The following is a 17,233-nucleotide window of genomic DNA, read 5'->3' as shown; positions in this document are numbered from 1 at the left end:
GGAAAGGCGCGGGCTGACTATGCGCCTCTCCCCCAAGGACGGCCAGGGCTGGTGATGTCCGACACCGCCCCCTGAAATTATTCCGCAGCCGTCTTGGGCGGCCCCAGCAGGGCCGGCAGGAACAGCAACGCGGTGATCAGGATGCTGGCCAGTGAGAACACCAGCAATTCGCCCATGCTGGCGGTGCCCGGGTGGTGGCTGGTCCACAGGCTGCCGAAGGCGGTGCCGGTGGTCAGGGCCGACAGGATGGTGGCGCGGGTCAGGCTGGACGTCAGCGGGTTGGCCTGCCCCTGCCGCCAGGCCATGACGTAGTAGATATTGAAGGCCGTGCCGATGCCGAACAGCAGGGGCAGGGCGATGATGTTGGCGAAGTTGATGGGCTTGCCGGCCAGGATGGCGGCGGCCAGGGTCAGCAGGGCCGCCAGCGCCAGGGGCGCCAAGGTCTTCAGCACGTCGCCCACATTGCGCAGGGTGATGGCCAGCAGGATGGTCACCAGGACCAGGGCCAGGATGCCCGCCTGCAGGAAGGCGTGGATGATGGTGGCGCTGCTTTCCTGGATGCTGATGGGGGTGCCGGTGGCGTCCGGGGCCACGGCCCGCACCGCCTTGACGAAGCGCTTCAGCACCTGGTTGTCGTTGCTGTCGCCCTTGGGAAAGACGGAAATGCGGGCGTGCCCGTCGGCGGCCACCCAGTCGCGGCGCAGATCCTCCGGCAGGTCCTTGATGGTCACGGGGGCCGCCTGCAGGCTGTCGTTCACCTGGGCCAGCATGGTCTGCAAGCCCGGTTCCGTCGCTCGCTGGAAGGCCGGCACCACCTTTTCCGCCGGTGCGGCCAGCGCGCCCTCCAGCGCTTTCCTGAAACGCAGGGCCGAGGCGCCGGCCGGGGTGGCGCCGTCGGGGGCCAGCTTGTCCAGGGCGGCGACGATGGCGGTCATGGACTGGCGCACATCCTCGATGCTGGGGGCGGGGCGCACGTCGGGCGGCGACAGGGTGGGACCCAGCAACAGGGCGGCGTCGGAAATGGCCGCCATCTTGGCGTCCTGGTCGGTGGGGATGTAGTCGCTGAGCGTGATGGCCTGCGCCACCTCCGGCAATTTGGACAGCTTCTCCGCCAGGGCGCGGGCCTCATCTTCCGAGTTGGCCAGCACGTCGATGGTGTTGGGGGTGAACAGCGGGTCCTTCATCAGCTCCAGCACCACCGACACCGCCTCCGTCTTGGGGCTGCGCAGGTTCAGCGGGTTGAAGTCGAAGGACAGGCGGGGCAGCAGGGTGGCGCACGCCACGGCGACCAAGGCGGCGCTGGCCAGCACCCAGCGGCGGCGGGTCAGGATCAGGCGGTCCAGGGGCGCCAGCGCCTGGTAACCGACCTCCACCTGCTCCCCCTTCGGGCGCAGCAGCATCAGCAGCGCCGGCAGGAAGGTGACGGACAGCAGGAAGGCCACACCCATGCCGACGCCGGCGATGATGCCCAGCTGGGACACGCCGCGGTAATCGGTGGGCAGGAAGGCCAGGAAGCCGGCGGCCGTGGCGGCGGCGGCGATGGTCAGCCCGCGGCCCACGCCCCGCCCGGCGGCGGTCAGGGCCTCGGCCAGGCCGTCATGGGCCAGCCGGTCAGCGCGATAGCGCACGGAGAACTGGATGCCGAAATCGACGCCCAGGCCGACGAACAGCACGATGAAGGCGATGGACAGCAGGTTGAACGGGCCGGTGGCGATCAGGCCGAAGGCGGCGGACACGGCCAGGCCGATGACCACGGTGCCCAGGATGGCGCCCACCATGCGGAAGGACTTCACCGCCAGCCACAGCAGCACCAGCACGGCGATAACCGTCAGGGCGCCGTTGAACGCCGCCCCTTCACCCAGCGTGCCGAACTCCTCATCCGCCATGGGCACCTCCCCCGTCAGGCGGACACGGATGCCGTTCTCGGGCGTCAGGCCCAGATCCTTGGCCGTGGCGCGGATGGCGTCGGACGCCATGGAGCCCGGCTGCAGGTCGTTGAAGTCCAACACCGGCTGCACCAGGATGAAGCGGCGCAGTTCCATGGGATTGGGCGGCTGACCCGTCACCAGGCCGCGCCAGTTCAACGGCACCACCTTGCCCTGGCTTGCCGCCTCCACCGTGCCCGACAGGGCGTCGAAGGGGCGTTGCAGATCCTCCAGCTTGGCCTGGCCATAGCTGACGCCCTGCAGATATGTCGCCAGCGTGTCCAGCAGCCCGCGCGCGGAGGGGTCGGCCGCCAGCGGGCCCAGCAGCGGCTGGGCCTGGATCAGCGACTGCATGGTCGACTGCACCTCTTCGGTGGGCAGCAGCATCAGGCCTTCGCGGTCGAAATAGGGGCCGCCATCCGGCCGGAAGACGTTACGCACCACGTCGGTGCGCTTCCGCAGCGCGTCGGCCAGCAGGCGGGCGCCGCGCTCCGCCAGTTCCGGCGTCACGCCGTCGACGACAATGGCCGTCTGCTGCACCTTCTGCGGATACAGCTTGTCGAAGGCGATCTCGCGCTGGCGCCAGGCCAACTGCGGTGACAGCAGTTTCACGGCGTCGGTATCGATGGTGAAGTGGGTCGCGACGTGGAAGGCGGCGGCGACGCCCAGCACCAGGCCGGCCAGCAGCGTCAGCTGCCATCGGCGGCAGCATGCGGCCACCAGCCGGGCCACCTGGTCATTCAGGCCCACTTTCCCGTCGACGTTCGCCATTGTCAGATTCCTCGAGATTCTTAACGACGACGGGCGCCGGTCTCCCGGCGCCCGCGGTCACGTCATCAACGCCAGACCCTTGATATCAGGCCTCGCGATAGGCCAGCAACAACAGGCCGACCAGGACGAAGCACGTGGGCCAGATCCAGCCGGCCCAGCGGGCGTCGCGCCCCGTGCCCCGGATCTGCAGCCAGCGGGCGGCCCCCGCCGCCACGCCCAGCACCGCCAGGAACAGATGGCTGAGTTCGATCAGCAGCTGTTCCTTGATGTTGCTGATGGCATGGTTGTGGGTCAGCAGCAGGTCGCCGCCCACGGTGGTCAGGATGGGGAAGACCAGGGCCAGGGCCTGGTTCTTCCACCGGCCGTTGCGCACGCCCCATTCGAAGATGGTGAAGGCGACGATCAGCACCACGAAGGTGCGGTGCTGCACCACCTCCGGATCGCGGAAGCTGTCCCAGAAGCCGACATTGCCCATGGGCCAGGTTTCCGGATCCGATCGCAGGAACAGGAACCCGGCCAGGACCAGGAACAGCAAGGGCCAGTGCCGGGCCCAGCGCAGGCCGGCGCGTTCCAGCAGGGCGAACACGCCCACCAGCAGCACGACCAGGCCCGCCCAGTGGTGGTTATATTCGGACCAGGCGATGTCGTCGGCGTTGCGGGGCGGCAGCTCGCCGGCGCCGGGCACGAAGGCTTGCGGCCGGTTGGAGGCCTGCTGCGCCTGCCATTCCCGGTCCAGCTTCTCCTGCAGGGCGGGGATGGCCAGGCTGTCATGGCTGGGGCTTTCCAGGCGCGGCGGGATGACCGGGGTCATCCGTTCCACCACCTCCGCCCAGCTGGCGCGGTCATCCGTCAGGTCGATGGCCGGCGGCTGCGAGGTGATGGAACCGGCGGCCAGCAGCACGGCGATGGCGAAGGCGATCTCCACCTCCACGAAGCGGCGCACACGGGTCAGGCTTTCGCCCTGGCCCGCGGCGAAGCGGCGGATGGTGCGGAAGTTGCCCAGGCCCAGCAGCAGGAGGATGCCCAGCATGACGCCCTTGGTGGCCGCCATGGCGCCGTAGGCGGTGCCGTAGAAGCCCTGCAGGCCGCCGATGAAGCCGATGCTGATGCCGATGGCGCCCAGCACGATCAGGATGACGCCGGTGATGGACATCAGGCTGTAGCGCTGGCCGATGGCCGCCCCCTCGTCGCGCGACTGGGCCTGGCCCAGCGACGACAGGAAGGCCGGCAGGCCGCCCAGCCACAGCCCCGCCCCCAGGATGTGGGAGAAGGTGGCCAGCAGCATCCACACCCGCTCGCCCGGCCGTGCCGCCGCGTGGCTGGTTGCCAGCGACACCACCAGCATGACCAGCGCCAGCACGGTCAAGACGGCGACGCGCGGACGGGTCATGTGGCCGCGCGCGGCGGCGACGATGGCGAGGGCGGCCAGGGTCTGGACGATGCCGGCCTCGATGAAGAAGGCGCCCGCCACCTGCGACACCGGCATGTCCAGCGTGCCGGACAGCACCAGGGCGTTCAGTGTCAGCGAGGCGGCGGTGGCGATGGCCGTGGCGATGCCGCCCCAGCGGGCATAGCGCGCCCCCGCCTCCGCCACCGCGTCGGCGGACAGCTTCAGCTGGGCCGCGAGGGGCAGGGCCAGGCAGGTCAGGAACAGCACGCTGCCGAAGGCCATGGTCATGGCCACCAGGTTGACGCCGTTCAGGACGACGGTCAGGTAACCGAAAATATCGACAAGGGTATCCACGAGCGGCAGGCCCCGATTATGGCTGGGTCACGGTGAAGGGAATGTCGCCGCGGGTGGTGTGCCCGTCCACGGCCAACACTTGCCAGCGCAGCTTGAAGGCGCCGGCGGAGGGCAGGTTGATCCGCCCGGTCAGCGTCTCGTCATCCGGGCTGTCGGCCATGGTCACCGGCACCTCGGTCTTGTCCGCGGCGATGACGGTCAGCTTGGACCGGGCCCGGTCGATTCGGCTGTTGAAATGGACCTTGAGCACGGTGCCCCCCACGCCCAGCGTGTCGTTCACCTTGGGGGTGCTGTCGATGACGATGGCGTGCGCCTCCGCCGCTGCCGGGACCAGCAGGGGCGCCAGGGCCACGCCGGCCAGCGCCGCCAGGCCCAGCGCCAGCCGGCGGGCGGTATCCCGGCGGGTGCTGCCAAGGTGGGGGTGGGCGGGGCGGGAAGCGGGGGGCCGGACGGTCAACACGGGCGTGCTCTCCTCTGGGAACCACAGGAACAGGTGAAAGGCCCGTCGATCGCCCGCAAACGCGGGTGCGAGGGCCGGGGTTTGGAACGGGACACTGCCGGGTCCGCTCCGGAACGGCCAGGGGCCAGCCGGGGGGGCCGCTATGGTCGACAGTTCTACGGGCTCGGTTTCGGGCGCGACAGGGCTTATGTCAATTCTTTCCGCCATGGTCCGGGCATGGTCCGGGCTGCGGCGGTGGAGATCAAGTGTTCTGCGCGGCTGTTCTGCGCGACGGCGCGCGCGGCATTTGCGTCCTGCGTGACGTTTTGTTGCATAGGCGATATCGCCCGCCCGCGCTATCCAGGTCCGGGGCAGCCTGCGCCGCCGCCAACGGATTCCGGGTCGCCCCGCAGGAAGATATTTGCGTTCCTGGTCTACTAAAGGGGAGGGTGCCAAGGTCTAGCCCCCCCGTTGCCGCGATGCCACACGTGAAGCGGACCGTGCACAAGCAATCGTAGCGCATTGGCACCCCTTAAATTTTATGCAAGTCTGGCGTGACCATAGGGCGGTAGCGGATTCGATTGGCGCGGGTATCAATCCCCCGGGTTCGGTCGAGGCGGGGGGTCGGTTTTACCATCCGTAGCCAATATGGACCTGGCGGACCCTGTCCGGCGGGGGACTGTTGGTATCGCTAACATGTTCAAGTTGGGCGCCCTTCGCCGTCTATTGAGGACCAATGGACCTGGGTTCCCTTCCAGGGGTTTCCGCAATGCAGGTAGTTCTCGCTCAGCCGCGGGGCTTCTGCGCCGGAGTGATCCGCGCCATCGACATCGTCGAACGCGCGCTGGAACGCTACGGCGCACCCGTTTATGTGCGGCATGAGATTGTTCATAATCAGCATGTCGTTGAAGGTTTGCGGGCCAAGGGCGCCCGGTTCGTCGAGGATCTGGCCGATGTGCCCGCCGGTGCCGTGACCATCTTCAGCGCCCACGGCGTGTCCCAGGCGGTGGAGAGCGAGGCGGAGGGGCGCGACCTGCGCGTCATCGACGCCACCTGTCCGTTGGTGGCCAAGGTGCATAGCGAAGGCAAGCGGTATGTGGCGCAAGGCCGCATCGTGGTGCTGATCGGCCATGCCGGCCATGCCGAGGTGGAAGGCACCCTTGGCCAGATACCGGGGCGTACCTATCTGGTGTCCAGTGTCGATGACGTCGAAGCCCTGGCCCTGGCGCCCGACACGCCCATGGCCTATGTGACGCAGACGACGCTCAGCGTCGATGACACACGGTCCATCATTTGCGCGCTGAAGCGCCGATTCGTCGATATCCTCGGCCCGGAAACCAAGGATATTTGCTACGCGACGCAGAATCGGCAGGCGGCGGTGCGGGATTTGGCCCGGGTGGCTGATCTTATCTTAGTGGTTGGGGCGGCAAACAGTTCCAATTCTAACCGGCTGCGGGAAATTGGTGAGGAACTGGGCGTGCCCAGCTACCTTGTCCCTGACGAACGCGCCATTGATCCGGCCTGGTTGGCCGGCTGCGGTGTGGTGGGCGTCACAGCCGGGGCCTCGGCACCGGAAGTACTGGTGGACGGTGTGATCGCGGCGCTGCGGCGCTTTGGTCCCATCGAGCTGTCGACATTGCCTGGCATTGTGGAAGACGTGCAGTTCCGCCTGCCTGAAACGCTGGCCTGACGCGCAAGCCGATTGATGGTCTTTTGGCCGCCAATTCGGTAGAGAAAATGTTTCAAACCTGCGCCGCCGCGGTTAAAGGCGCTGGGGTTCAAGGAGATTGAAGGCATGGGTATTCCGCTGCATCAGGTCGTCCGTATCGGCTCGTATCTTCTCAAGAAGCGGCTGACGGGCGTGAAGCGCTATCCCTTGGTCCTCATGCTGGAACCGCTGTTCCGGTGCAACCTGGCCTGCGCCGGCTGCGGCAAGATCGATTATCCGGACGAGATCCTGAACCAGCGCCTGCCGCTGGAGGATTGCCTGTCGGCGGTGGATGAGTGCGGCGCGCCCGTGGTGGTGATCGCCGGCGGTGAGCCGCTGCTGCACAAAGAAATCGACAAGATGGTCGAAGGGATCATCGCCAAGAAGAAATACGCCATCCTCTGCACCAACGCCCTGTTGATGGAAAAGAAGTTGGACTTGTTCAAGCCCAGCCCCTTTTTCACCTGGTCGGTGCACCTGGACGGCGATCGCGAGGCCCATGACAAGTCGGTCTGCCAGAAGGGTACCTACGACCGCGCCGTGGCGGCCATCAAGGCGGCGAAGGACCGGGGCTTCCGCGTCAGCATCAACTGCACATTCTTCAATGATGCCGACCCCGAGCGCGTGGCGCGCTTCTTCGACAGCGTCATGGAAATGGGCGTGGAGGGCATCACCGTCTCGCCCGGCTACGCCTATGAGCGCGCGCCCGACCAGCAGCATTTCCTGAACCGCACCGCCACCAAGAACCTGTTCCGCGAGATCTTCAAGCGCGGCAACGGTGGCAAGAACTGGCGGTTCAACCAGTCCGCCATGTTCCTGGACTTCCTGGCCGGCAACCAGGAATACCACTGCACGCCGTGGGGCAACCCCTGCCGCACCTATTTCGGCTGGCAGCGTCCCTGCTACCTCCTGGGCGAAGGCTATGCCAAGACCTTCAAGGAGCTGATGGAGGACACGGACTGGGACAAGTACGGCACCGGCAACTATGAGAAGTGCGCCGACTGCATGGTCCATTGCGGCTATGAGGCCTCTGCCGTGACCGACACCCTGGCCAATCCGTTCAAGGCCGCCTGGGTCGGCCTGCGCGGTGTGAAGACCACGGGCGACATGGCGCCGGAAATCAGCCTGGACAACCAGCGCCCGGCGGAGTTCGTCTTCTCACGCCATGTCGAGAAGGCGCTGGCTGACATCCGCGCGCGCGACCCCAGCAAAGCCGCGGAGTAAGGCGGCGAAGGCCGTTTCCGAATCCCGGGCCAGCCGCATCAGCTGCGGAATCTGGCCCGGCTGACGCCATAGGGACGCCAGGATCCTTAGGGGATCCGGCGTCCCATTGTGTTTCAGGGGGGCTGTGGCGGCTGGCGGCAGCGCCCTGTTGGCGGGGTCGCACACGACGCGCAGCACCGCCACCGGCACACCGAACCGGGCCCCCACCCGGGCCGCGATCTGGGATTCGGTGTCGACCACGGCGGCACCCGTGGCGGCGAACAGGGCGGCCTTGCCCCCCACGCCGTCGATGATGCGCCCCTGTCCCGCCACCGGCGCCACCATGGCCTGGGGCAGGGCATTGGCCAACCCGGCCGTCCAGTCGGCGTCGGGCAGGAAGTCGCCCTCATCGGTGACGATGCGGTTGGCCACCACCAAGGTGCCGGGATCCAGCCCCGGCTGCAGCCCACCCGCCAGCCCGAAGCTCAGGAAACCGCAGGCGCCGGGGGCGTGGGCCGTCAGTTCCCGCTCCGTCCGTTCCAGGTCACCCGCGCTGACCAGCGGCAGCCAGCCGCGCCCCTGGGCGATGGCGGCTTCCCGCTTCAGACCGGTGACGACGATGATGGGGCGCGCCAGCACGCGCCGCTGAGCCTGGACCATGGTCCTTATCCCAACCCAAAGCAAAACGCCTGGAAGGGTGTCCTTCCAGGCGTCCTTATTACCCGCTGTCGCGGCGATTTACATTTTAAAATCGGCCCCTTTACAGACCGACGCTGACCAGCTTGCTGTTGCTGTTGGACAGGTTGCGGTAGCGCGCCAGGGCCCACAGCGGGAAGTACTTCGAATAGCCGTGGTAGCGCAGGTAGAAGATGCGGGGGAAGCCGCCGCCGCTATAAAACTCTTCCTTCCACAGGCCATCGCCGCCCTGGTTCCGGGTCAGCCACTCGATGCCGCGCGCCACCGCCGGGTGGTCCACGGCGCCGGCGGCCATCAGGCCCAGCAGCGCCCAGGCGGTCTGCGACGCGGTGGAGGGGAAGGGCTGGTATCCGCGGTAGTCCAGGGCGTAGCTCTCGCAATCCTCGCCCCAGCCGCCGTCGGGGTTCTGGATCTGCACCAGCCATTCCACGGCCTTCTTCATGGCCGGGTGCTCGGGCGGCAGGCCGGCGGCGTTCAGCCCGTTCAGGGCCGACCACGTGCCATAGACGTAGTTCACGCCCCAGCGGCCGAACCAACTGCCATCCTTTTCCTGCTCATTCAGCAGATAGGCCACAGCCTCCTTCATCGCCGGGCTGTCCTTGTCGGCGCCCAGCTGGGCCATCATGCCCAGGCAGCGGCCGGTGACGTCGGACGTCGGCGGGTCCAAAAGGGCGCCGTGGTCGGAGAAGGGGATGTAATTCAGGTGGTAATGGGTGTTGTCGGCATCGAATGCCCCCCAGCCGCCGTTGCGGCTTTGCAGGCCTTCCACCCACTCGGCACCCCGGGCGACGGTGGTGTCGTAGTCCGCCGGCAACCCGGCCGCCGCCAGCTGCGGCTGGGCGCGGTTGAACGCCATGACCACCACGGCGGTGTCGTCCAGGTCGGGGTAATGGTCATTGCCGTACTGGAAGGCCCAGCCGCCCGGACGGACGTTGGGGCGCTGATCGGCCCAGTCGCCCTTCACGTCCAGGATCTGCTCGCCCTTCAGCCATTCCAGGGCCTTGCCCGTGCGCTCCAGCGCCTCGTCCGTGCCCACTTCCATCATGGCGTGGCACAGCAGGCTGGTGTCCCAGACGGGGCTGACACAGGGCTGGCAGAAGGCCTCGTCCGCCGCCTCGTCAATGATCAGCAGCTTCTCGATGGCATAGCGGGCGGTGGCGACCTCGGGATGCTTGGGCGACCAGCCCAGCAGGTCGAACATCATGACCGTGTTGGCCATGGCGGGATAGATGGCCCCCAGGCCGTCCTCGCCGTTCAGGCGCTCCCGGGTGAAGGCCACGGCCTTCTCAATGGCCTTCTCGCGCGACTTCTTGGGGAACAGGGGCTGCGCCAGGCGCAGGACCCGGTCGATGGCGCCGAAGATTTCGCCCCAGGGCTTCTTCACGTGCGGTGCCTTGGGCCAGGACTTCACCTGGTGGGCCGGCACCAGGAACAGTTCATCGATCCGCAGGTTGCGCGGGTTCTTGGCCTTCGACTGGCAGGCCATCAGCACCAGCAGCGGCACGATGACCGTGCGCGCCCAATAGCTGATCTTGGTCAGGTGGAAGGGAAACCAGCGCGGCAGCAGCATGATTTCCACCGGCATCACCGGCACCGCCGTCCACGGCACGGCGCCGAACTGCGCCAGCAGGATGCGGGTGAAGACATTGCTGGCGGCGGCACCGCCGTTGTCGTGGATGGCCTGGCGGGCGCGGGCCATGTGGGGGGCGTCGATATCGTCGCCGATGGCCTTCAGCGCGAAATAGGCCTTCACGCTGGCGCTGATGTTGAAGGCGCCCTTGAAGAACAGGGGCCAGCCGCCATGGTCACCCTGGATGCGGCGCAGATAGTTGCCGATGCGCCGGGCGATTTCCGGATCCGGCTCTTCCCCCAGATGGTGCTTCAGCAGGATGTATTCGGCCGGGATGGTGGCGTCCGCCTCCAGGTCGAAGACCCAGTGACCGTCCGCCGCCTGGCTATCCATCAGGACGCGGGCGGCGCGGTCGATAGCCTGCTGCAACACCCCTTCGCTGACCCGGGCCTTGCCGGCGCCGGTGCCGACCCGATCGGCTTCCATACGAACATCCATGACCAAGCGACCTCACCCTAAACGCGACTTACCCAAAAGGAGATGATTCAAGAAACGACCATGCGGGCTGTGCGCTAGCGCACACCCCTGGCTCATGCCTGAACTGCTTCGACGCCTTACCGTGCGGTCAGGACCGCATCTGCGGCAGTGAATCCTGAACGTATGGCGCCTTCAATGGTGGATGGCAATCCGGTAGCGGTCCAATCCCCTGCGAGTCCAAGGTTTTTTCCGGCGGCCGTTGCATTCGGGCGACGCTTCGCCTGCTCCGGCAGCGCGGCGAAGGTGGCGCGTTTCTCCTTGACCACCTGCCAGGGCGGCAGCGGCGTGGCGGGGGTGAGGCCGGCCAGGGCCGCGATCTCCCCCCAGATGGCGCGCGCCGTTTCTTCCCGGTCCGACTCCATCAGCCGGTCGGCGCCGCTGACGGTCACCGACAGGTGGTCGTCATAGGCGAAGGCCCATTCCCCCAGGGTGTTGATCATGCCGGTCATGCGGGGCATATCGCGGGGGCGGTCCAGACGGAAATGGACGTTCAGGATGGAGCGGTGTTCGGTTGGCATGGTCAGCCCTGGCAGCAGGTCCGCCGCCACCCAGGCGGGCACGGCCAGCACCACCCGGTCATCGGCGCCGACATCAATCGTTTCGGTACCGAAATCAAGCGCCGTGACCGTCTGGTCCACTCGGATCAAACCGCGCAGGCGGCGTCGCCAGACGATCTCCGCCCCACTGCGCGCCAGCCACTCCAGCGCCGGGTCGATGAAGACGGGCGACAGGCCGCCGCTGGCCAGCAGCGGCTGGTAGGCGGCGCCCCCTTGGGCCAGGGTCTCACGGATGATGGCGCCGGCCAGCCCGGCCGCCGATTGCTCCGGCTCCGTATTCAGGGCCGCGAGCAACACGGGGCGGAAGAAATTGTCCCAGGCGGGGCCGGAGCAGGCCAGAACCTCGCCGATGGGCGCCAGCGGGTCGGCCCGCATGAGCTTGAGGCCGGCCAAATAGTCGGTGGCCTTGGTGCCGGGCACGCGGCGCGACGGCACCAGCGCCCACCAGGGTAGCTTGCCCTCGTTGGGACGCACCTGCCAGCGCCGGCCGGTGGCGCCGTCCCAGAACCGGTAGTCCACCTTCTCCAGCGCCGGTTCGCGGCCCGGGCCGTGCGTGGCGCGCAGAAAGGACATGGCGGCGTGGTTGCCGCTGACGACCAGGTGGCTGCCGTTGTCGATCCGCACGCCCAGCGCCGGTTCGTCGTAGGAGCGGCAGCGGCCACCCGCCTGGGCGGCGGCCTCATACAGACGCACGCGGTGCCCGGCTTGGGTCAGGCGGACGGCCGCCGCCAGGCCGGCCAGGCCGGCACCGACGACATGAACGGTCGGCCCGGGGAATACAGGACGGGTGGTCATCAGAACAGGAAAGCCTTCAGAACGATCCACAGCAGATGCGGCTTGGCCAGGCGTACCTTGGGGCGGGGCCCCGCCCAGCCGCGCACCAGCAGGCGGTCGAGGTACAACTTGTAGACGTCGCGCATCAGGCGGGGGGCCCGGGCGGCGCGGCGGGGGCTTGCCGCCAGCAGGCGGTCGGCCTCCCTGAAATGCTCGGCGGCGCGCGCCGCCAGGTCGCGGGCCACGCCGTCGATGCGGGGGTCGGCCACCACGACGTTCGGGTCGGTGGCGGTGATGCCGTGGGCGCGCAACAGGTCCGACGGCAGGTACAGCCGGTTGATGGCCGCGTCCTCATCCACGTCGCGCAGCACGTTGGTCAGTTGCAGCGCGCGGCCCAGATGATGGGACAGCGTGATGCCGCTGTCCTCCGGCATGCCGAAGACGCGCACGGACAGCCGGCCCACGGCGCTGGCGACGCGGTCGCAGTACAGGTCCAGGGTCGCCAGGTCCGGCGCCTGGATGTCGGCATCCAGGTCCATCTGCATCCCGTCGATGACGGCGATGAAGTCATCGTGGCGCAGGCCGAAGCGCCGGGTGGCCGCCTGCAAGCCCGCCAGCCGGGCCGGGCCCGTACCCTGGCAAACGGCGGCGATGTCGCGCCGCCACATATCCAGCGCTTCGCGCCGGGCCGCCTTGGTCGACGCGACCGTGGGGTCGTCGCCATCGGCGATGTCGTCCACCGCCCGACAGAAGGCGTAGATGTGGAACATGGCGTCGCGTTCCGCCGGGGGCAGGACGCGCATGGCGGTATAGAAGGAGCTGCCGCTGGCGGACTTGGCCGCGGTCGCGTTCTGGGTGGTCGTCTCGGTCATCTCGGCGGCCACGCTCATGGCTTTCTTCCCGCCGGCACGCCGGCCCCGGCGCCGCCATTGGTGACGCGCCGCCACAGGGTGGACAGGGTGGCGCTGGCGGCGGTGGACAGGGTTTCCAGTTTGCTCAGATGCACCCGTTCGGACAATGGGTCGCGTACCAGAAGCAGGCGCACCAGGCGGCGGGCCAGGCGTTGGATGATCGCGACCTCGATGGCCAGGCGCAAATCCTTCACCTGGCGGGCCAGCGGTTCCGCCTGGTCCAGCAGGGCGTCGGTGCGCCGGGCCAAGTGGTGGATGATGTCCCGCAAGGCCGGGGGGGCGGCCGGCTCCAGCAGAACCTCGGGCGTCAGGTCGCCGGCGATCAGCAGGGGAAGGGGGATGTAGACCCGGTCCAGCGCCCGCTTGTCCTTGCCGCAATCCTGCAGGTGGTTGATGACCTGCAGGGCCGCGCACAGCGCGTCCGACGCCGGCCAGGTGTCGCGGCTTTCGCCATGCACGTCCAGGACGTAACGGCCCACCGGCATGGCGGAATAGCGGCAATAGTCCATCAGGTCGTCCCAGTCGCTGTAGCGCAACTGGGTGACGTCACGACGGAAGGCGGTCAGCAGATCCTGGGCGTGCTGGTCGGACAGGCCGCGCGCGCGCAGGGTCTCGCGCAGGGCCACGGCCTCCGGCTCGTTCTCCCGCTCGCCCCGCAGGCTGGCGCCCATGGCGTCCAGCAGCTTCAGCTTCATGTCCGGTGCCAGGATGGGGCTGTCCGACACGTCGTCGGCCACGCGGGCGAAGGCGTAGTAGGCCATCACCGGCGCCCGCGCATCCTTACGGATGATCATCGAGGCGACGGGGAAGTTCTCGTCCTGATGGCCCTTGCCGGTGCGGTGGTTGGCGGCCGTCATGGCGTGGTGGTTCCGTTTTGGCCTGTCGCCGGCTGAACAGGATGCAGCACATGCTGGGCCTGGGCGCGCCCCTTCCACATGCCGCCGCGGCCCATCCAATGCTGTACCGCGCTATCCACGGTCCACACGGTATAGACGATGCCGATCAGCGGCAAGCTGAGGGCCCGCAGCGGCGAGAGGCGATAGAAGCCCTGGATGGGGGCGAAGCTGGCCAGCATCAGGCCAACGGCAAGGGCGCCGAAGATTCCCGCCGCCTCCCGGCTGAACAGGGCCAGCAGCAGCGGCGCCACATAGGTCAACAGCATGCCCAGCACCGTGCCGGCCAGCAGGGCGGGGGAATAGTTCAGCTGCGCGTACGCGCTGCGGATCACCATGCGGCGGATGTCGTCCACCGTGTCGTAGGCGCGCAGGCTGACGGCGCGGTCGCTGAGGCCCAGCCAGATGGAGCCCTGGGTCTTCAGGCGGCGGCCCAGCGCGCAATCGTCGATCAGAGCGTCGCGGATGCTGTCGATGCCTCCAGCGCGCGCCAGCGCCTGGCGGTCCACCAGCATGCAGCCACCGGCGGCCGCGGCCACGGTGGACCCGCTGTCGTTCACCCGGCTGAAGGGATAGAGCATCTGGAAGAAGTAGATGAAGGCGGGGATGAACAGTTTCTCCGCCCAGCTTTGGCAGCGCAGCTTGGCCATCAGGCTGACCAGCACGCGGTTCTCCGTCTGGGCGCGGGTGACCAGGCGGGTCAGCGTGTCGGGGGCGTAGGCGATGTCGGCGTCGGTCAGCCACAGATAGTCGGGCGGGAAGTCGCCGGCCTGGGCATGCTGGACGCCCTGGCGCACGGCCCACAGCTTACCGGTCCAGCCCGGCGCCAGCTCGGCCCCCGTCAGCACGGTCAGCACGGCGGTGGAGCCGGTGCTTTCCGCCGCGTGGCGCGCCAGTTCGGCCGTGCCGTCGTCGCTGCCGTCATCGACCAGCACGACGTTCAACGTGCCGGGATAGTCCTGCGCGCCCAGCGAGGCGATCACCTGGGCGATGCCGTCGGCCTCGTTGCGGGCAGGAATGACGGCGGTGACGGACGGCCAGCCGCCCTCCAGCCCGCCATGGCTTGAGCTGGGGCCGCTGGGCAGCTGTCCCGGCTTGTTGGCCGGCACCAGGGCCATGTCGTCCCGTTCCAGCCCCAGCCAGAACAGGCCGCGGGCGAAGACCAGGACCACCCAAACCGCCAGGCTGATGGCACCGATAAGGAAGATCAGGCTCATGCAAGGTACCCCGCGGCTTTGAACCAGGTGAGGGCGTCGGCCAGGGCTTGGCCATAGGGGCGGGCGGCATAACCCAGTTCGGCCTCCGCCTTCGCCGAGGAGAAGAACATGCGGTACTTGGACATGCGCAGGCCGTCCACCGTCACGAAAGGTTCGCGCTTGGTCACGGCGGCGATGGCTTCCGCCACCACGGCGATGGGGTAGATCAGACCGCGCGGCACGGCCACCGTCGGGGCCTTGCGTCCCACCAGGCCGGCGATATCGGCCAGCATCCGTTGCAGCGACACGTCCTGCCCGCCCAGGATATAGCGTTCCCCCACCCGGCCCTTCTCGAACGCCAGCAGGTGGCCCTCGGCCACGTCGTCGACATGCACCAGGTTCAGGCCGGTGTCGACGAAGGCGGGCATCTTCCCGGTGGCGGCCTCGACGATGATGCGGCCGGTGGGGGTGGGCCGCAGGTCGCGCGGGCCGATGGGGGTCGACGGGTTGACGATCACGGCCGGCAGGCCGTCTTTCGCCACCATGTCCAGCACCGCCTGTTCGGCCAGGATTTTGCTTTTCTTATAGGCGCCGATGGCGGCGTCCGGGGCCATCACCGCGCGTTCGTCCACCGCCACGCCGTCGGTGCGGGGGGCGAGCACGGCCACGCTGCTGGTGTAGACGACACGGCGCAGGCGATGTTCCAGCGCCAGTTCCATGATGGCGCGGGTGCCGCGCAGGTTGTTCTGGACGATCTCTTCCGGGTTGGGCGCCCACAGACGGTAGTCGGCCGCCACATGCAACAGGGCGTCCGCCCCCGCCATGCCGCGCGCCAGGCTGTCACGGTCGCCCAGGTCGCCCTCCACCACCCGGACATCCAGACCGGCCAGGTTGGTGGGCGGCGTCGCCGGGCGTTTCAGCACGGTGACGTCGTGGCCGCGCGCCAGGGCCACACGGGCCACGGCCGCGCCTACAAACCCCGTCGCCCCGGTGATGAACAGTCGCTGCTTCTCGGCCATCGGCCTTCTGGTCCTTAGGGTCACCCATCAATCGGCGCGGACCATATCACTTCCCCGGTGCGGAGTGAAAAGGGTTGGGCACTGGTGCGGGACGGATGGCTGGCCTGCTGCGGCGGCGGTGCCACAGGCGGCGATCGATCCTGGAGGGGGCGCCCACCCGGCTTCGGGTCAAGTATTTAACCGTATGTTAACTACTTGCGCGCATGCTGAAATTGGCGACATTCCTGTAAATGTTGCGCCGCACTCATGGCGCGGCCCGAATTCGGAGCGGGACCCCGTTTGCCAGCGGGGCTGTCCATTGGGTTATGCGCATCCAATACTACTTGACCAGGTGGTCAGGGTGCCGTCTGCTCATGGGTGTCGGAGGGGCTGGTGGAAACGAACCGATACCGCCAGGCGGATTTCCAGCGAGTGAGGTGGGTTGTCCCGGGGCGTTCTTGCCGGCGGGACTTTGAAACGATCCGGGGGATTTGAGATATGCGCCTGAAGGTCCAGTTGTTGTTGCCTGTCATTTGTGTCGCCGCGCTGGGTGGCGTGCTTGTGGCCGCCGGCCAGACCGGCCAGGATCAAGCGGCGCGCGTCGCCCAGTCCTTGGACCAGGCGCGGCTTCTACTGGTGCAGGCGACGGACGTGCGGGCCCTCAGCCGCAGCCTGCAGCGCGACGCGATGAACACCTTGCTGGAACCGGCGGCCGACCGCGCCGCCTTCGCCGCTCGCGCCGCCGCTCGGCTGGATGAGATGCGCGCCCTGGTCGCCACGGTGCGCGACCGTGCCCCCGATGCCGCCTTTCTGGCGCCGCAAGCCCAGGCCGTGACCGAGATGGCGGCGGTGGTCGCCGCGGCGCGGGCGGGCGATGATTCCGGCGCGCTGCTACGCCTGCGGACCGAGGTCGGACCGCAGGACGCCCAGGCCGCGGGCTTGGCGCAGACCTTCATCGACGCCCGTAACCAGGACATGGACACCCTGTCGGCCGAGGCTGGCCGCCTGCGGTCGGAAACCGGCCGGTTGGCCGCCTGGACGGGCGTGCTGGGCATGGCCGGGGCCATGATGGCCCTTGCCACCCTGGCGCTGTTGTTGGCGCGCCGCCCCCTGGCGCGGCTGCTGGGCGCCGGCAGCGATGATCTTCGCGCCGTCATGGACGCGGCGGCACGCGGCGATGAACTGGGCGACTGGGCCCGCGCGCTGATGGCCCTGCGCACCCAGGCGCAGGAGCGGAATCGGCGTGCCACTGCCCGTATGGCGGCCCCGCAGAAGGACAGGGCGGCCTTAGCCGCCTGAGCCCCGCCCGGT

13 protein-coding genes are annotated in these 17,233 nt (G+C 68.3%); 3 read left to right on the top strand and 10 right to left on the bottom strand.

The features are described from left to right. Positions 1-77: 77 nt before the first annotated feature. From FHS74_RS16425 to FHS74_RS16415, 3 genes are all read right to left on the bottom strand, one after another. Complete coding sequence (locus FHS74_RS16425; protein WP_184802488.1) at positions 78-2,696, bottom strand: MMPL family transporter; 2,619 nt, start codon at positions 2,694-2,696, stop codon at positions 78-80. Positions 2,697-2,781: 85 nt separating this feature from the next. Next, positions 2,782-4,440, bottom strand: a complete 1,659-nt coding sequence (locus FHS74_RS16420; protein ID WP_184802486.1) for a CopD family protein — start codon at positions 4,438-4,440, stop codon at positions 2,782-2,784. Between the two features lie 16 nt (positions 4,441-4,456). Continuing rightward, a complete protein-coding gene (locus tag FHS74_RS16415) occupies positions 4,457-4,900 on the bottom strand; it encodes a copper resistance protein CopC (protein ID WP_211106350.1) in 444 nt (147 codons plus the stop codon). A gap of 715 nt (positions 4,901-5,615) precedes the next feature. Here FHS74_RS16415 and ispH point away from each other — a divergent pair. After that, entirely contained in the window at positions 5,616-6,569 is a 954-nt protein-coding gene (gene ispH / locus FHS74_RS16410) for a 4-hydroxy-3-methylbut-2-enyl diphosphate reductase (protein ID WP_246463183.1), read from the top strand. 105 nt (positions 6,570-6,674) lie between these two features. Further along, entirely contained in the window at positions 6,675-7,811 is a 1,137-nt protein-coding gene (gene hpnH, locus FHS74_RS16405) for an adenosyl-hopene transferase HpnH (protein ID WP_184802484.1), read from the top strand. Here hpnH and FHS74_RS16400 read toward each other — a convergent pair. The 7 genes from FHS74_RS16400 to hpnA all read right to left on the bottom strand — a co-directional run bounded on the left by FHS74_RS16400 (position 7,746) and on the right by hpnA (position 15,943). Further along, positions 7,746-8,450 (bottom strand): phosphorylase family protein, encoded by a 705-nt coding sequence (locus FHS74_RS16400; RefSeq protein ID WP_184802481.1) that lies wholly within the window; start codon positions 8,448-8,450, stop codon positions 7,746-7,748. The two genes, hpnH and FHS74_RS16400, sit on opposite strands and share 66 nt — an antisense overlap. A 100-nt stretch (positions 8,451-8,550) precedes the next feature. After that, positions 8,551-10,542, bottom strand: a complete 1,992-nt coding sequence (gene shc, locus FHS74_RS16395) for a squalene--hopene cyclase (protein WP_184802479.1) — start codon at positions 10,540-10,542, stop codon at positions 8,551-8,553. 128 nt (positions 10,543-10,670) lie between these two features. Continuing rightward, the gene (hpnE, locus tag FHS74_RS16390; protein WP_184802477.1) at positions 10,671-11,945 is read right to left on the bottom strand and encodes a hydroxysqualene dehydroxylase HpnE; all 1,275 of its coding nucleotides are present in this window, start codon (positions 11,943-11,945) and stop codon (positions 10,671-10,673) included. Next, positions 11,945-12,814, bottom strand: coding sequence for a presqualene diphosphate synthase HpnD (hpnD, locus tag FHS74_RS16385; protein WP_246463182.1), 870 nt, complete (start codon positions 12,812-12,814; stop codon positions 11,945-11,947). The genes hpnE and hpnD overlap by 1 nt, the downstream gene beginning before the upstream one ends. Then, positions 12,811-13,692 carry a squalene synthase HpnC gene (gene hpnC, locus FHS74_RS16380; RefSeq protein WP_184802474.1) on the bottom strand — a complete coding sequence of 294 codons (882 nt, stop codon included), beginning with the start codon at positions 13,690-13,692 and terminating at the stop codon, positions 12,811-12,813. The genes hpnD and hpnC overlap by 4 nt, the downstream gene beginning before the upstream one ends. Beyond that, positions 13,689-14,945 (bottom strand): glycosyltransferase, encoded by a 1,257-nt coding sequence (locus FHS74_RS16375; RefSeq protein ID WP_184802472.1) that lies wholly within the window; start codon positions 14,943-14,945, stop codon positions 13,689-13,691. Before FHS74_RS16375 ends, hpnC begins: the two co-directional genes overlap by 4 nt. Continuing rightward, on the bottom strand, positions 14,942-15,943 hold the full coding sequence (gene hpnA / locus FHS74_RS16370) for a hopanoid-associated sugar epimerase (RefSeq protein ID WP_184802470.1): 1,002 nt from the start codon (positions 15,941-15,943) through the stop codon (positions 14,942-14,944). Before hpnA ends, FHS74_RS16375 begins: the two co-directional genes overlap by 4 nt. 477 nt (positions 15,944-16,420) lie before the next feature. On the opposite strand from hpnA, the gene FHS74_RS16365 reads away from it, so the two are divergent. Further along, positions 16,421-17,221 carry a hypothetical protein gene (locus tag FHS74_RS16365; protein WP_184802468.1) on the top strand — a complete coding sequence of 267 codons (801 nt, stop codon included), beginning with the start codon at positions 16,421-16,423 and terminating at the stop codon, positions 17,219-17,221. Positions 17,222-17,233 lie beyond the last annotated feature (12 nt).

The organism is Nitrospirillum iridis (assembly GCF_014205765.1).
In the GTDB taxonomy this organism is placed as follows: Bacteria; Pseudomonadota; Alphaproteobacteria; order Azospirillales; family Azospirillaceae; genus Nitrospirillum; species Nitrospirillum iridis.
The sequence above is the reverse complement of the archived record's forward strand: the minus strand, read 5'-3'. Positions and strand labels throughout refer to the sequence as shown.

Excerpts from the sequence above, each read along its gene's own strand:
- FHS74_RS16425 (WP_184802488.1), bottom strand. The coding sequence starts at position 2,696 with ATGGCGAACGTCGACGGGAAAGTGGGCCTGAATGACCAGGTGGCCCGG.
- ispH (WP_246463183.1), top strand. The coding sequence starts at position 5,616 with ATGGACCTGGGTTCCCTTCCAGGGGTTTCCGCAATGCAGGTAGTTCTC.
- hpnH (WP_184802484.1), top strand. The coding sequence starts at position 6,675 with ATGGGTATTCCGCTGCATCAGGTCGTCCGTATCGGCTCGTATCTTCTC.
- FHS74_RS16400 (WP_184802481.1), bottom strand. The coding sequence starts at position 8,450 with ATGGTCCAGGCTCAGCGGCGCGTGCTGGCGCGCCCCATCATCGTCGTC.
- shc (WP_184802479.1), bottom strand. The coding sequence starts at position 10,542 with ATGGAAGCCGATCGGGTCGGCACCGGCGCCGGCAAGGCCCGGGTCAGC.
- hpnE (WP_184802477.1), bottom strand. The coding sequence starts at position 11,945 with ATGACCACCCGTCCTGTATTCCCCGGGCCGACCGTTCATGTCGTCGGT.
- hpnD (WP_246463182.1), bottom strand. The coding sequence starts at position 12,814 with ATGAGCGTGGCCGCCGAGATGACCGAGACGACCACCCAGAACGCGACC.
- hpnC (WP_184802474.1), bottom strand. The coding sequence starts at position 13,692 with ATGACGGCCGCCAACCACCGCACCGGCAAGGGCCATCAGGACGAGAAC.
- FHS74_RS16375 (WP_184802472.1), bottom strand. The coding sequence starts at position 14,945 with ATGAGCCTGATCTTCCTTATCGGTGCCATCAGCCTGGCGGTTTGGGTG.
- hpnA (WP_184802470.1), bottom strand. The coding sequence starts at position 15,943 with ATGGCCGAGAAGCAGCGACTGTTCATCACCGGGGCGACGGGGTTTGTA.
- FHS74_RS16365 (WP_184802468.1), top strand. The coding sequence starts at position 16,421 with ATGCGCCTGAAGGTCCAGTTGTTGTTGCCTGTCATTTGTGTCGCCGCG.